Genomic DNA, 14,230 nt, shown 5'->3' with positions numbered 1-14,230 from the left:
CATCAGCAGAAGTCTAGGGGCAGGCGGCGTGGGATGTACTGGCCATGCCCAGGTTGCTCGGCATCGCGCAGGGTGCGCCAGGTGTAGTCGAGGGCAAACTCGACGGCGCTGACCAGTTCCTGGCCCAAGGCCAAGCGACCTGCCAGGGTGCTGGCCAGGGTACAGCCCGAACCGTGGTAGCTGCCGGGCAAGCGCTGGCAGGTAAAGGTGTGGCGGCTGCCGTCACGCGAATACAGGCGATTGTGCACCTGATGTTCATCACCATGGCCGCCTGTGATCAGCAGGTGCTGGATATGCTCTAGGAGCTTTTCCGCGCACTCATCGGCCGTGCCCTCTGGCAGTTCGGCAAGGATGCGTGCTTCCGGCAGGTTCGGTGTGGCAATGGTCGACACGGCGAACAGGCGTTCGCGCATCGCGTAACCGACTTCATCCTTGCCCAGTGCGCCGCCGCCGCCAGCCCGCAGCACGGGGTCGCAAACCAGTGGGATGCCGGGTAGGCGCTGCATGATTTCCAGGACGGTTTCGACCATCTCGACTGAGCCGAGCATGCCCAGTTTGACGGCTTCAACCGGCAGATCGTTGATCACCGCATTGGCCTGGGCCAAGACCCAGTCGCGGTCGAGCACCCGGAAGTCAGACACATTGACAGTATCCTGCACAGTCAGCGCGGTCACGGTTGGAGCGGCGTGACAGCCTTGGGCGAGCAGGGCTTCGATATCGGCTTGCAGGCCGGCACCACCACTGGGGTCGTGACCAGACAGGCACAGCACTACGGGGCGAGAAGTAGGCATTTTCATGGTGCGCGAGCTTACCACCAAACCATGCTGTAGAGACCCCAGCGCTTGATGAAAGCCTACCTGGCGGACGATCTGTCGCACCTCACTATGATGCGGCATTAAGGGTCAGCCACACGCGTAAAACCCCAAGCAGTTCAAGTTTCCCTGGGGTTGTGGCGCAAGTGCCTATGCTAAAGTGCCGGCCTTCTGAATACGCCGCTCTAAAGCGCACCATGGCGCTGCGGGCTAACTCTGGCTGGGCTGCATGCACTACATCTTTCTCTGCTTCTTTATGTTGGTGCCAGGGCTGGCTGGGGCCTTGGTTTTTGATGAGAACACCCGCAGCCTGCCGCTCGGCAAGGCCATGTCGGTATTTGAGGATGTGCGCGGCGATGCCAGCATCGAAGACATCACCTCACCGGCTCTGCGCGCCAGCTTCCGCCAGCATGACAAAGACGTGCTCAACGCCGGCTATTCGCGCTCGGTGTTCTGGTTGCGTGTCGATCTTGAATACCGTCCGCAGCAAGCGCCTGGTGTGCAGCCCTGGTTGCTAGAGCTGGCCTACCCGCCGCTGGACAATGTGCAGCTGTACTTGGCCGATGCCCAGGGACGTTTTCAGCTGCGCCAGCACACCGGTGATGCGTTGCCGTTCTCCAGCCGTGAGATCAAACAGCACAGTTATGTGTTTGAGTTGAAGTTAGCGCCTGCGCAGCCGCAAAGCGTTTACCTGCGGCTGGAAAGCCAGGGTTCTATTCAGGCACCGCTGACGCTCTGGGCGCCCAACGCCTATCTGGAGGCGCAACCAGCGCGCATCTATGTGCTGGGCATCATCTATGGCGTGCTGCTGGTGATGCTGATTTACAACCTGTTTATCTACCTCAGCGTGCGCGACACCAGCTACCTGTATTACATCCTCTATATCGCCGCGTTCGGCTTCTATCAATTGTCGGTCAACGGCGCGGCCATCGAGTATTTTTGGCCCAACAGCCCGTGGTGGGCGAACGCTGCCACGCCATTCTTGATTGGCGCTTCGGCACTGTTCGGTTGTCAGTTCTCTCGCAGCTTCCTGCATACCGCTGAGCACAGCCCCTGGGTTGACCGCTCACTCTTGTTGATGATGGCCTGTGGTGCGCTGGTGATGACGCTGGCCTTGACGACCAGTTATGCATTGTCGCTGCGGTTGGCCACCTACTTGGCGCTGGGCTTTACCGTGGTGATCTTCACTGCCGGCATCCTGGCTTGGATGCGCGACATGCGCGTCGCGCGCTATTTCATCATCGCCTGGAGTGCGTTTCTCGGTGGCGGCGTGGTCAATACCCTGATGGTTCTGGGCTACCTGCCCAATATGTTCCTGACCATGTATGCCAGTCAGATCGGCTCGGCGCTGGAGGTGGGCCTGTTGTCGCTGGCCCTGGCCGATCGCATCAATGCCATGAAGGAAGACCGCACGCGGATACTCCGAGAAGCGGCGCTAAAGCTGGAAGCTTTCAACCAAGAGCTGGCTAACAGCAACCGTCTCAAAGATGAATTTCTCGCCACGGTCACCCATGAGCTGCGCACCCCGATGAATGGGGTGATCGGCTCGTTGGAGTTGATGCAGACGCTCGATATCGACGGCGAGCTTGCGCATTACCAGAAGACCGCAGCCAGCTCGGCCCGTGACATGATGCGCATGGTCAATGACATCCTGACCCTGACCGAGCTTCAGGCCGGGAAGTTATACCCTCGGCGCGAGCTATTCAGCCTGCGCGGCGTGTTCGATAGTCTGAGTGCGCACTATGCACCGCGCGCCGAAGAAAAGGGCCTGCACTTTATTCTCGAACTCGACGACAGCCTGCCAGACACCCTCGAAGGTGACGCCAGCAAGCTGCTACAAAGCCTTAACTGCCTGCTGGATAACGCCGTTAAATTTACCCTGCAGGGCGAGGTGCGGGTACGTGTCCGTCGGGGCGGTAGCGCGAGCGATATTCTGCCGTTGCGTGTCGACGTGATCGATAGCGGCGTGGGCTTCACCACTCCAGCCGATGGCAAGCTGTATCAGCGCTTCCAGCAACTGGATGGCTCGATGACGCGTGAGTACGGCGGCCTGGGCATTGGCCTGGCGATTTGTCGGCAGCTGGTCGATTTACTCGGAGGTGACCTCAGTCACGAGTCTCATCCAGGCAAGGGCAGCTGCTTTCGCCTAGAGCTGCCGTTGCTCTTACCCGCGCCGGTCACCGCGCCGACAGCCGTCGCACCGCGCGCCAGCGGCCCGGCATGGCGTCAGCCGCAGCAGTGCACGGTGTTGATTGCTGAAGACAATGCGATTAACCAGCTGGTCACCCGCGGCATGCTGCTCAAGCTGGGGTATCAAGTGCGTACCGCCGATAACGGCGCCGAAGCCCTAGAGGTGCTGCGTAACGAAACCATCGACGCAATACTGCTGGATTGCCAGATGCCAGTAATGGATGGTTTTGCCACCTGCCGCGTGCTGCGCAACCTACCCGGTTGCAAGACGTTGCCGGTGCTGGCGATCACCGCGCACAGCCATAGCGGTGACCGCGAGCGTTGCCTGGCCGCTGGCATGAGTGACTACCTGGCCAAGCCAGTGAAATTTGAGCAGTTGCGCAGCCTGTTGCATGACTGGGTGCTCTGCCGCGAGGCCTGATCTTACGATCGGCTGCGCGTCGGCCCTACTGCGTTAAAAGCAGGCTGGTATAACAGCCCGGTCGGAATCACGTGTGGCTAACGTGCTTTAACGCGACCCGAAGGGCGAGTGAAACGAGTAATGCTCATTTACAGGCGAACCCCGCCCGCTTGATTCGCTGCGCTCACACTACGAGCCAGCCGTTGGCTGTTACTTTGCTGCGTTGCGTTTCTCGCCGCTCTGACCAGTCGGAGGCTGTTACTAACGTAGAGCCTTGTATGGCTCTAGCTCGTGAGGTCGTGAGTTTTTTATTAAGCTGTATACGCCAGCGGCTGGCGTATATGCCTGCTGTTGTGCCCGGAACCGCGCTTTAGTCAAGCTCTGAATCCTGATTCAATCGAGTGATCGTGAATCAGGATTCAGACTATGGCTTATCGCACTACTGCATTGCGTATCGACCGCGACGTCGCGCTGCGAGAACGCATCATCAGCGCGGCCCTGGCGCGGGTTGCCGAGGGTGGCTTTGTCGCACTAACCATGCAGGCCTTGGCCGAGGATGTCGGCATCGCCACCGGCAGCCTCTACCGCCACGTGCGCAACAAGGGCGAGTTGGCGGCCGAGGTGTTTGCCGTGGCCAGCCAGCGTGAAGTCGACGCTCTAGCCACCAGCGTGCGCGGCCCTGGCTGCCCGCAACAACGCCTTGCCGCCGGGCTTGAGCGCTTTGCCGCGCGGGCCTGGCACAGCCGCCAATTAGCCTTCGCCCTGATTGCTGAGCCGGTTGACCCGGAAGTGGACGAACAGCGCCTGTTCTACCGCGAAGCCTATGCCGAATTATTCGTCGAGTTACTGCAGGAAGGCGCCGCCCTGGGTGTATTTCACGTGCAGCAGGTCAACGTGGTCGCCGCCTGCTTGGTCGGGGCGATTGCCGAAGCCCTGGTCGGTCCATTATCGCCGCCCGCGCGCGCCGCCCGTGAAGCTGGATATCCGGCCCTCAGCTTGGCTGAAGTCAGTCACGCCCTGGTCACCTTTTGCCTACGTGCCGTGGGTGCCCAATCGCCTGAAGAGGAGCGTTAGCCATGAATGCCAGTCAACATGCCGAAACCCATGAGGTCTTCAATCAGGTGCCGTCGCTGGACGGCGCCAACCTCTATCGCGTAGATCTGCCGCTGCAGGAGTGGACCCAGCGCTTTGGCGGCGGCTGGGCCGAGCAGCGCCTGGATGTGTATGGCGGCCTGGCGGGCGGTGAGCTGATGGCCGCCGGCTTTCTCGCCAATGAAAATAAGCCGCTGTTTAAGAGTCACGACCGCTATGGCCATCGCGTCGATCTGGTTGAGTTTCATCCTGCTTATCACCAGTTAATGAGGACCGCCATCGCCCACGGTCTGCCGTCAATGCCCTGGACCGATCCACGTGCCGGTGCGCAGGTGGCGCGTGCCGCCATGAGTTACCTGCACAGCCAGGCCGAGGCCGGCAGTGGTTGCCCGTTGACCATGACCTTTGCCAGCGTGCCGGCGCTCAAGCTGCAAGGCGATGTGGGCGAGAAGTGGCTGCCGAAAATTCTCTCCAGCCAGTACGACCCGCGCAACCTGCCGATCGAGCAGAAAACCGGCGCAACCATCGGTATGGCCATGACCGAGAAGCAGGGCGGCACTGATGTGCGCGCCAACACCACCCGCGCTTATCCGGTGGGCCTAGGCGGCCCCGGCCAGGCCTATGAGCTGGTCGGCCATAAGTGGTTTTGCTCGGCGCCGATGTGCGATGCCTTTCTCACTCTTGCGCACACTAGCAAAGGCCTGACCTGTTTTCTGTTGCCGCGTCACCGCCCGGATGGCACGCGCAATGAGTTCTATATCCAGCGCTTGAAAAACAAGTTGGGCAACTGCTCGAACGCTTCCAGCGAGGTGGAGTTTCGCGGCGCGTTGGCCTGGATGATTGGTGAAGAAGGGCGCGGTGTGCCGACCATTATCGAGATGGTTTCGCTGACCCGCTTCGACTGCATGATCGGCTCCAGCGCGTTGATGCGTCAGGCCCTGATCCAGGCCGCGCACCACTGCGCCCATCGTCAAGTGGGCGGCCGCCTACTAAGCGAGCAGCCGCTGATGCAGAACGTATTGGCCGACTTGGCCTTAGAAAGTGAAGCAGCACTGGCGCTGACCCTGCGTATGGGCAAAGCGTTGGATAACCCGCACGACGAGCAGGAAGACAAGTTCGCCCGCCTGGTCACTGCGGTGGGTAAATATTGGATCTGCAAACGTGCGCCAGCGATGATCAACGAGGCCGCCGAATGCATGGGCGGTGCTGGGTATGTCGAGGACAGCATCCTGCCGCGGCTGTACCGCGAAGCGCCGGTCAACTCGACCTGGGAAGGCTCGGGCAACGTGCAATGTCTGGATGTGTTGCGGGCGCTGTCCAAAGAGCCGGGCGTGCTCGATGCACTGTTCGCCGAGTTGGGCGACGGTCACGGTGATGCAAGGCTCAAGACTCATATTGCCAAGCTGCAAGCGGATTTCCGCGATACCGCCGATATCCAGTACCGCGCCCGTCAACTCACCGAAGACGTGGCCCTGGCGTTGCAGGCCAAGCTGCTGCTAGAAGCCGGTAATGCGGCGGTATCCGATGCCTTTATCGCTAGCCGTTTGAGCGGTCAGGGTGGCCGGGTCTACGGGACGTTGCCGCGTGGGCTGGATGTTGAAGTGTTATTGGCGCGCAGCACACCGCATCTGGTCTGAGGTGTGCGCCCTCTAGCCAGGGCATTTGCGCAAATTGCAGCGTTCTGCTTGAACCTGAGCCCGGCCCTCTGCGCCGGGCTCTGTCATTTCTGTGGCCGGCCGGGTAAGGTGGCCGCCGATGGTTCCGCAGCGTGTGACGTGAGTGGATGAAAAGGGAACATGGAGGGTACTGCAACCGGTACCGAAACCATGGCTGCCCCCGCAACTGTAAACGGTGAGCGACGCCCCTATGCCACTGGCCGCAAGGTCGGGAAGGCGGGCGAAGTGTTAAGCCGTGAGCCAGGAGACCTGCCATCGAAGCCGGGCGCTTATGCCCACTCCCTCAATCCAGATCATCGCGCGGTGGGCGCGGTACAGGAATCTCTATGCACATCGAACCCGAAGTCGTTACTGGCGCCAAACTCTTCCTCAGTTACGCAACCGCCGTAGGTGCCTTTGGCCTCACGGCCAAGCTTGCCCTCGACAGCATCCGCAGCAATGGTGGCGTCGCCGCCCTGGCCTTGCGTAGCCTGCTGACCACCGTGTTGGTGTTCTGCTTCTTCGAGGTCTTTCCGCATCAGGCGGTTGGCGTTTCCGAAGTGCACCTGATCCTCGGCTCGACTCTGTTGCTGCTGTTCGGCGCAGGGGCAACGGCTGTCGGTCTGGCGTTTGGCCTGTTACTGCAAGGGCTGCTATTCGCTCAGTTCGACTTGCCGCAGTACGGCATGAACGTCACCACGTTGCTGCTGCCGCTGTGGGGTATCAGTCTGCTGGCCAAGCGCATCATCGCGCCGGGCACCGCTTATGTGGAGCTTTCCTACAAGCAGGCGTTGGCGTTGTCGGCGACTTATCAGGGCGGCATCGTTGCCTGGGTAGGTTTTTGGGCGGTCTACGGCAATGGCTTCTCCGGCGAGAACCTGGCGGCCGTGGGCAGCTTTGGTCTGGCGTATATGAGTGTGATCCTGCTTGAACCTCTGGTCGATCTGGGTGTATTGGCTGCGGCCAAGGCGCTCTCGGGTTATAGCCGCGGGCCGCTGTTCAACGCACGCCTGCACCAGCCGGCCTAATCGTTAGTCGCTATCGTTTCAGTGAGCCGATACCGGTCGCTGAAGCGATAGCGCTGCGCAGCTTCGCTAACCGCTATCGCCCTGCATTGGCGTATCCAGTCATAGCGTTTGGCTGTTCAAGAACCACTCATTCTGTCGCCTGTCCAGGCTTGACCTGGGGGCCGCCCCGCGCCTGCAAGCTGATGCCGAACCCTTGCAGGAGTAACATCATGACCCGTAAACAGGCCTTCTGGCAGGAACAGCAACTGGCCCGTGCCCAGCGCGGCCATGACCCCGTCGCCGAGCTGCGCCATCTGGAGCGTGCACATATTCTCGGCCAGCGTGATTTTCGCGAGCACCTGCGCAGCCACCTGTGGCTACTAGCGTGGGCCTGGCGGCAACGCGATTGGGCCGAGTGTGGCGCACAACTGTTACGTATACCTGGCAGTCTCGGTTCGCTGGTGGGTGTTTACCCGCTGGGTAATCCCGGTACGCGCCGCGTGGGAGCATTGACCCCGCAGCCGCTGTCTGAGGATTTGCAGGTGCTGCTCAAGTAAACCGCAGACGCAACGCGCGCTATCGCAGGCGCGGTGGGTCAGGGCAAGATAGAGCCATTGCGATCAGCCAGGAAGGTGTTTTGTGAATACGTGTTCTGATGACTTTGTTGTCGCTAATAGTGCTGAAGAGGCGGTCGACCGTCTGGCCGCATTGCATCTGCAAGCGACCAGCGGCTTAAGTGCAGCGCTCAAGCGCTACTTGAAAGAGCGCATCAAGCCCGATGCGGCGCAGCACTGCCAGTTCCGCTACCCCGAGTTGCGCCTGACCTACCAAGGGCAGGGTGAGGTACCCGCCAGTGTGCGCGCCTATGCCAAGGTGCAAGTGCCGGGTACCTACAGCGTCACTGTTACCCACCCGGCGGCTTTTCGGAAATATCTGCTGGAGCAACTGCGCCCGTTGATGAGCGACTACACCGTGCGCGTCGAAGTAGGCATCAGCCAGCAGAGTATTCCTTACCCCTATGTCGTCGAGCAGGGTGATGAGCTGGCTGGCTCCGGGGTGACGGCTGCAGAGCTGGCGCGGGTGTTTCCTAGCACGGACTTGTCCGCCGCCACTGACGGCACGGCCGATGGTCTGTACGACTGGGAAAACACCGACCCATTGCCGTTGGCATTGTTCGACGCGGCGCGGGTGGATTTCTCCCTGCGTCGCCTGGTGCATTACACCGGCAGCGACTGGCGACATGTGCAGCCGTGGATTCTGCTGACCAACTACCACCGTTATGTCGACCAGTTCATCCGTCACGGTCTGGACATGTTGGTCGGCGACTCGCGCTTTGTACGCATGGTCATGCCCGGCAATGTGATGATCGAGCGCGGCATGGCCGAAGGCGAAATGCAGGCGATTATCGAAAACGTCATCTGGCACCGTTATCAGATGCCGGCCTATCACCTACAGGGCGAAAAAGAAGGCGATGGCATCACCTTAGTCAATATCGGCGTCGGTCCATCCAACGCCAAGAACATCACTGATCACCTGGCCGTACTGCGCCCGCATTGCTGGCTGATGATCGGCCACTGTGGCGGATTGCGCCAATCGCAGACCATCGGCGACTACGTGCTGGCCCACGCTTACATGCGCCGCGATGGCATTCTCGACCGTGTGCTGCCGCCGAACATTCCCCTGCCGGCCTTAGCGGAGGTCCAGCAAGCGCTGCAGGAAGCCGCTCGGCAGGTAACCGGTGAAGAGGGTGATGAGCTGAAGAAGCGCCTGCGCACCGGCACCGTACTGACCTACGACGACCGCAACTGGGAGCTGCGCTGGGCCCAGGAGCGACCGTTGATCAACCTGTCGCGCGCCGTGGCAGTGGACATGGAAAGCGGCACCGTCGCGGCGCAAGGTTATCGCCTGCGGGTGCCTTACGGCACGCTGCTGTGTGTGTCGGACAAACCGCTGCACAGTGAGATCAAATTGCCGGGCGCGGCGGGAGCGTTTTATGAGCGCGCGGTGACTCAGCACCTGCATATTGGCATCACCGCACTGGATCTGCTGCGCGGTCAGCTCAACTCGCTGCACTCGCGTAAGCTGCGCAGCTTTGACGAGCCGCCGTTCCGTTAAATTGGGGCTTGCACATGAAAAAGCCCGAGTGTTACGCCTCGGGCTTTTGCGTTTCAGCTTCGCTTATTTACTAGCGTCGAGCACCACGCGGTAGCGTGCCTTGCCGGTGCGCAGGTGGTCGATGGCTTCATTGACCTGGCTCATCGGGAAGTGCTCGACCTGCGGCACAATCTGATGGCGCGCGCAGAACTCCAGCATGCTGGCCATGCTCGCGGGGGACCCTACGGGCGAGCCGGACATCGTCTTCTGTTGCGGGATCAGGCTGAACACGTGCACCGGAATGGCGCTTGGTACAATACCGACAAAATGCAGCCGGCCTTTGCCCTTCAGGGTGCCGAGCAGGGCGTTCCAGTCCAGGTCAGCGCTGGCCGTAACCAGCAGAAAGTCAAGGCTGCCGGCAATCGCCTTCATCGCAGCGCTGTCAGTCGAAGCCACGACTTTGTGTGCGCCCAGGCGTTTGGCTTCTTCTTGTTTGTTCAGCGATGAGGTGAAGGCAGTGACATCGCAGCCCCAGGCATTAAGGAAGCGCAGCGCCAGATGGCCAAGGCCGCCGATGCCGACTACACCAACGTGGTCGGTTGGTTTAACGCCGAACTCCAGCAGCGGGCTGAACACCGTGGAGCCGGCGCAGAACAGCGGTCCGGCCAGCGCCGGATCGAGCCCTTCCGGCAGTGGCACGGCCCAGGCCCAGTGGCTGCGCAGACGGTCGGCAAAGCCGCCGTTACTGCCAACTATGGTCGGTTTCACCGTGCGGCAGAGGTTATGCGAGCCTTCCATGCACGAGCCGCAATGCATGCAGCTGCCCTTGTACCAGCCGATGCCTACGCGCTGGCCGAGCTTTAGGCCGCGTGCTTGTTCGCCCAAGCGCACGATGGTGCCGACCACTTCATGGCCGGGGATAAAGGGGTAGCGCGCATTGCCCCACTCGTTGTCGATCATCGATTGATCAGAATGGCAGATGCCGCAATATTCCACCGCCACTTCGACCTCTTCAGCCCCTAGTGGGCCAGGGTCATAGCTGAACTGCTCAAGGGGCGCGCCGGGGGCCTTGGCGGCCCAGCCGGTGAAGGTGTCGACGTCGGATGCGGACGAACTCATGATGATTGCCTCTGTGAAGGGAACAGAACTCAGCCAGCATAGCCTGCTCATCCCTCGAGATGCGCCCGGATAAGCTAGGGTGATAGGCCAACGCCTGCCTCGGTTACACTGCGCCTTTCAGTTGCTCAGTTTGGATTTGCCATGTCACGCCCCCCGCATCCGGCCGCTTCGCGGCGTTCTGCAGCTAAGCCCAGCATCCGCCGCGTGGCCAAGGTCGCCCCAGCTGAGCCGCGCTTACTACTGATGAACAAGCCTTTTGATGTGTTGACTCAGTTCAACGACGAGCAGGGCCGCGCCACCCTCAAGGATTTTGTCGAGGTGCCTGGCGTCTATCCGGCCGGGCGACTGGATCGCGACAGCGAAGGCCTGCTGCTGTTGACCAATGATGGCGGCCTGCAGGCGCGCATCGCCGACCCTAAGCACAAGCTGGCGAAAACCTACTGGGTACAGGTGGAGGGTGAGCCGAACGAGGCGCAGTTGCAGCAGTTGCGGGACGGTGTGCAGCTCAACGATGGCCCGACCCTGCCGGCCGAAGCACGCCGGCTGGAGGCGCCGCAGCTGTGGCCGCGCAACCCGCCGGTGCGTTTTCGTAAAAGCATCCCCACCTCCTGGCTGGAACTGGTGATCCGTGAGGGGCGCAACCGCCAGGTGCGGCGCATGACGGCCGCCGTTGGTTTGCCGACCCTGCGCCTGGTGCGGGTGCGTATCGGCCCGTTTAGTTTGGAAGATTTGCAGCCGGGACAGTGGCGTGAAGTGCCGGCCGAGCTTAATTGATCAGTAGGCGGCTTTGATCACGGCGATGCCCTTGTCGAGGACTTCATTCCAGGCGCTACGCGTTTCGCCGCAGTATTGCGGGTCATGCTCGCCGATGGTCAGCAGCAGCGCCTCCTGCCACAGGTCATAAAGCCCCGGGCGAATGTCCATGGCGGCGCGGGCGTGGGTGCAGCCAAGGGCACGCAGCTTGGTGTCGGGCATGCCGCGGGCGTGCATCACCAGGTTGAGAATGCCCTGGCGCAATAGCAGCTTTTGCCCGTTCATCTCTGTATTAGCGAATTTTTCCCGCACTTCTGAGGAGCTGGCGAGGAAGTGCCGGTAAAAGCTGTCAAAAAAACTTGGGCTGGCACAGCAGCGTCCGTAGCTTTGCATCACGCGGTCGGTGGCGTTCATGGTTTCTCCAGGTAAAAGGCTGCCCTGGCCGCATAGTTATGCAGCCGTAAGTCAATTGAGTAGGGCGCAAGCGGTTAGACGCCTTCCAGGCCTGCGATGACGAAAGATTTGATGATAAAGCCCAGTACGCCCAGGCCTAGGGCGAGGAACAGGATCATGGTGCCGAAGCGTCCTGCCTTGGATTTTTTCGCCAGGTCCCAGACGATAAACGCCATAAACAGCACCAGGCCGCCAACCAGGACGGTCATCATCAGTTCTTCAAACAGTTCGACTTCCATCGCAACCTCGTTTGGCTAAAACAGGCTGTGCCGCCAGCGAGGGCGGGAGGTGGGCGATGCGATTTTATAGATTGAGCGCAAGGCTCTTATTGGCGGGTCGCACATGGCACAGCAATAGGCCGACGATTATACGCCGTTGCGCAGTTGCATCGCGATCTGCGTTTAGCCCTAAACCGTGATCAGCCGCGCAGGTGTTGCAGGGGCAATTGAGTGCTGGAGAGGATCTGCTGCAGCACGAAGCTGGAGCGCACGCTGGAAACGCCCTCGATACGGGTCAGGGTTCCTAGCAGCAGCTTCTGATAGTGGTCCATGTCGGGCACCACTACCTTGAGCTGATAGTCCGCATCCATGCCGGTGACCAGGCAGCATTCGAGGACTTCCGGACATTTACGGATTTCTTCCTGGAAGTGTTCGAAGCGCTCCGGAGTATGCCGGTCCATGCCGATCAGCACGTAGGCGGTCAGCGTGAGGCCGAGTTGCTTGCGGTCGAGCAGGGCGACTTGGCCGAGGATATAGCCATCGTCTTGCAGTTGCTTGACCCGGCGCGAGCAGGGCGAGGGCGACAAGCCGATACGCTCGGCAAGGTCCTGATTAGACAGGGTAGCGTCGCGCTGCAATTCAGTGAGGATGTTCAGGTCGTAGCGATCAAGTCTGTTCATCTTTGCCATGCTATGGTTTATTTATTGCGATAAATAGTGCGCTTGTAGCTATTGATTGCGCAAGTGGTGGGTTTATCAGCAATATTAGCAATCTTTCGTTGCGCTAGCAGGCGTAAGCTTTATCTCAGCTTCAAGGCCCGGACGACATGTCCAGCCGGCTCGCCCAATCAGGTGAGCGGTCGCCGCCGATCCCACCGGATCGCCACGGCACCCGGGTTCGCACTGCCCAACCAGGCGGGCGAAGAAAAGGCGTTATCATCGCCACAATGACGGACAAAAAAGGGAGGCCTGCAGGCCTCCCTTTTTTGTTGTGTGCTAGTTGCCCGCTTGCGCGGCTGCCGAGTGCCGCGGCACGTTGCAGGGGTCTGCATGCACCAGTACTTCGGCGCGGGGGAACTCGCTGCGAATTGCCGCCTCGACTTGATCGCAGAGCTGGTGGGCTTGCTGCAGGCTCAACTCACCCGGCAACTCCACATGCAACTGGACAAACCAGTGGGTGCCAGACAAGCGCGTGCGTAAATCATGTACACCCAGCACTCCCGTGACGGCGCAGGCCAGGCTGTGCATTTGTGCGCTGATCTGTGGGTCGAGTTCTTTGTCCATCAGCACAGTTGCCGCTTCGCGGGCGATGCTGATGGCGCTCCAGAAGATATACAGCGCAATGCCGATGCCGAAGATGGCGTCCAGTTGCGCCCAGCCGTAACTGGCAAGCAGCAACGCCAGGAGGATGCTGCTATTGAGCAGTAAATCCGAGCGGTAGTGCAGCGAGTCTGCGCGGATCGCCGTGGAGCCGGTCAAGCGCACCACATGGTGCTGGAACATTAGCAGGGCAATGGTCAGCGCTAATGACAAGAGCATCACCGCAATGCCCAAGGCCGGTGCGCCAATAGGCTCGGGGTGCAGTAGGCGGTCAATCGCGTGGCTGCCGACCAACAATGCACTGGCGCCGATAAACAATGCCTGGCCCAGGCCAGCAAGCGCTTCGGCCTTACCATGGCCGTAACGGTGGTCTTCATCGGCGGGGCGCAGGGCGTAGTGCACGGCGAGTAGGTTGAGCAGCGAGGCCGCGCCGTCGAGTAGCGAGTCGGTCAACCCTGCCAGCAGGCTGACCGAGCCACTGAGCCACCAGGCAATCGCTTTGGCCAGCGCCAGGGTGAGTGCCGTCGCCAGTGCAGCGAAGGTCGCCAAACGCATCAAGCGGGCATGATGGGAGGGTACGTTCACGGGCTATCCAGAATAGGAGGGTTTTCTGCCAGGCTCGCGCGAAATTGAGGCGAGCCCGCCGTAATGACGGGCTGTACAGCCGGGGTTAGGCCGCCGGGCGCAGGCCGTAAGCGGTCAGTTGCTCGACGCTGCCGCTGTGCTGGATCAAGCGTGGATCGTCCAATGGCAGGCTATGGCCGGTTTGTACTTGGATCAGCGCCTTGAGCTTAGCTGGGTCGATCTTGCCATACGCGTCGACGACTTTCGGCAAGTCTTCAGGTGCAAGTTGGGCTGTTTTCCCGCCGGGTAGATAGATCGCGCCGGTGGCGAAGTCGATCGCAAAGGCAATCAGCCCTGGGACAACAAAAAAGAGAATGCCGATGGCATCTAGCGCGGCTACCACGGGGTCGATGCGACCTTCGATCTGGCCGCGGCGTTCAGGGAAAAATAAGGTGCCGCAAGCGGTCAGCTGAGTGAACAAGGCAGTGACGAGAAGGCCACCGATAACGCGGGTATGGATACGCATTGAACATCTCCCTGGGTAAGTGACGCAA

The 14,230-nt window shown here is 60.7% G+C and carries 14 protein-coding genes and 1 riboswitch; of the genes, 7 read left to right on the top strand and 7 right to left on the bottom strand.

All coding sequences use genetic code 11. From position 1 onward, the window contains the following. Nucleotides 1–2: 2 nt before the first annotated feature. On the bottom strand, nucleotides 3–797 hold the full coding sequence (locus BMZ32_RS04150) for a hydroxymethylpyrimidine/phosphomethylpyrimidine kinase (RefSeq protein WP_090241538.1): 795 nt from the start codon (nucleotides 795–797) through the stop codon (nucleotides 3–5). A 244-nt stretch (nucleotides 798–1,041) separates the two neighbouring features. Between BMZ32_RS04150 and BMZ32_RS04145 the strand changes: the two genes are divergently transcribed. The 6 genes from BMZ32_RS04145 (at nucleotide 1,042) to amn (ending at nucleotide 9,271) form a co-directional block, all read left to right on the top strand. Continuing rightward, entirely contained in the window at nucleotides 1,042–3,423 is a 2,382-nt protein-coding gene (locus tag BMZ32_RS04145) for a hybrid sensor histidine kinase/response regulator (protein ID WP_090239960.1), read from the top strand. Nucleotides 3,424–3,828: 405 nt separating this feature from the next. After that, a complete protein-coding gene (locus tag BMZ32_RS04140; protein ID WP_090239958.1) occupies nucleotides 3,829–4,476 on the top strand; it encodes a TetR/AcrR family transcriptional regulator in 648 nt (215 codons plus the stop codon). Between the two features lie 2 nt (nucleotides 4,477–4,478). Continuing rightward, entirely contained in the window at nucleotides 4,479–6,131 is a 1,653-nt protein-coding gene (locus BMZ32_RS04135; protein ID WP_090239955.1) for an acyl-CoA dehydrogenase family protein, read from the top strand. 102 nt (nucleotides 6,132–6,233) lie between these two features. Then, a riboswitch (cobalamin riboswitch) is annotated at nucleotides 6,234–6,441 on the top strand. A gap of 55 nt (nucleotides 6,442–6,496) precedes the next feature. Further along, nucleotides 6,497–7,177, top strand: a complete 681-nt coding sequence (locus BMZ32_RS04130; RefSeq protein WP_090239952.1) for an energy-coupling factor ABC transporter permease — start codon at nucleotides 6,497–6,499, stop codon at nucleotides 7,175–7,177. A 209-nt stretch (nucleotides 7,178–7,386) separates the two neighbouring features. Beyond that, nucleotides 7,387–7,713 (top strand): DUF3703 domain-containing protein, encoded by a 327-nt coding sequence (locus tag BMZ32_RS04125; RefSeq protein ID WP_167376711.1) that lies wholly within the window; start codon nucleotides 7,387–7,389, stop codon nucleotides 7,711–7,713. An 82-nt stretch (nucleotides 7,714–7,795) separates the two neighbouring features. Then, nucleotides 7,796–9,271 carry an AMP nucleosidase gene (amn, locus tag BMZ32_RS04120; RefSeq protein WP_090239947.1) on the top strand — a complete coding sequence of 492 codons (1,476 nt, stop codon included), beginning with the start codon at nucleotides 7,796–7,798 and terminating at the stop codon, nucleotides 9,269–9,271. A gap of 63 nt (nucleotides 9,272–9,334) precedes the next feature. Here amn and ahr read toward each other — a convergent pair whose 3' ends face one another. Next, a complete protein-coding gene (gene ahr, locus BMZ32_RS04115) occupies nucleotides 9,335–10,369 on the bottom strand; it encodes an NADPH-dependent aldehyde reductase Ahr (protein ID WP_090239944.1) in 1,035 nt (344 codons plus the stop codon). A gap of 204 nt (nucleotides 10,370–10,573) precedes the next feature. Between ahr and BMZ32_RS04110 the strand changes: the two genes are divergently transcribed. Next, on the top strand, nucleotides 10,574–11,143 hold the full coding sequence (locus BMZ32_RS04110) for a pseudouridine synthase (RefSeq protein WP_167376739.1): 570 nt from the start codon (nucleotides 10,574–10,576) through the stop codon (nucleotides 11,141–11,143). Here BMZ32_RS04110 and BMZ32_RS04105 read toward each other — a convergent pair whose 3' ends face one another. From BMZ32_RS04105 to BMZ32_RS04085, 5 genes are all read right to left on the bottom strand, one after another. Then, nucleotides 11,144–11,536 (bottom strand): globin, encoded by a 393-nt coding sequence (locus BMZ32_RS04105; protein ID WP_090239938.1) that lies wholly within the window; start codon nucleotides 11,534–11,536, stop codon nucleotides 11,144–11,146. 74 nt (nucleotides 11,537–11,610) lie between these two features. Beyond that, complete coding sequence (locus BMZ32_RS04100; RefSeq protein ID WP_090239935.1) at nucleotides 11,611–11,814, bottom strand: DUF2788 domain-containing protein; 204 nt, start codon at nucleotides 11,812–11,814, stop codon at nucleotides 11,611–11,613. A gap of 179 nt (nucleotides 11,815–11,993) precedes the next feature. Then, nucleotides 11,994–12,473, bottom strand: a complete 480-nt coding sequence (locus BMZ32_RS04095; protein WP_090239933.1) for an Lrp/AsnC family transcriptional regulator — start codon at nucleotides 12,471–12,473, stop codon at nucleotides 11,994–11,996. Between the two features lie 315 nt (nucleotides 12,474–12,788). Beyond that, a complete protein-coding gene (locus BMZ32_RS04090; RefSeq protein ID WP_425272861.1) occupies nucleotides 12,789–13,667 on the bottom strand; it encodes a cation diffusion facilitator family transporter in 879 nt (292 codons plus the stop codon). Nucleotides 13,668–13,782: 115 nt separating this feature from the next. Then, complete coding sequence (locus BMZ32_RS04085) at nucleotides 13,783–14,202, bottom strand: polyribonucleotide nucleotidyltransferase (RefSeq protein WP_090239928.1); 420 nt, start codon at nucleotides 14,200–14,202, stop codon at nucleotides 13,783–13,785. Nucleotides 14,203–14,230: the final 28 nt, after the last annotated feature.

Origin of the sequence: Pseudomonas guineae (assembly GCF_900113745.1) — a bacterium.
Lineage (GTDB): Bacteria > Pseudomonadota > Gammaproteobacteria > Pseudomonadales > Pseudomonadaceae > Aquipseudomonas > Aquipseudomonas guineae.
The sequence above is the reverse complement of the archived record's forward strand: the minus strand, read 5'-3'. Positions and strand labels throughout refer to the sequence as shown.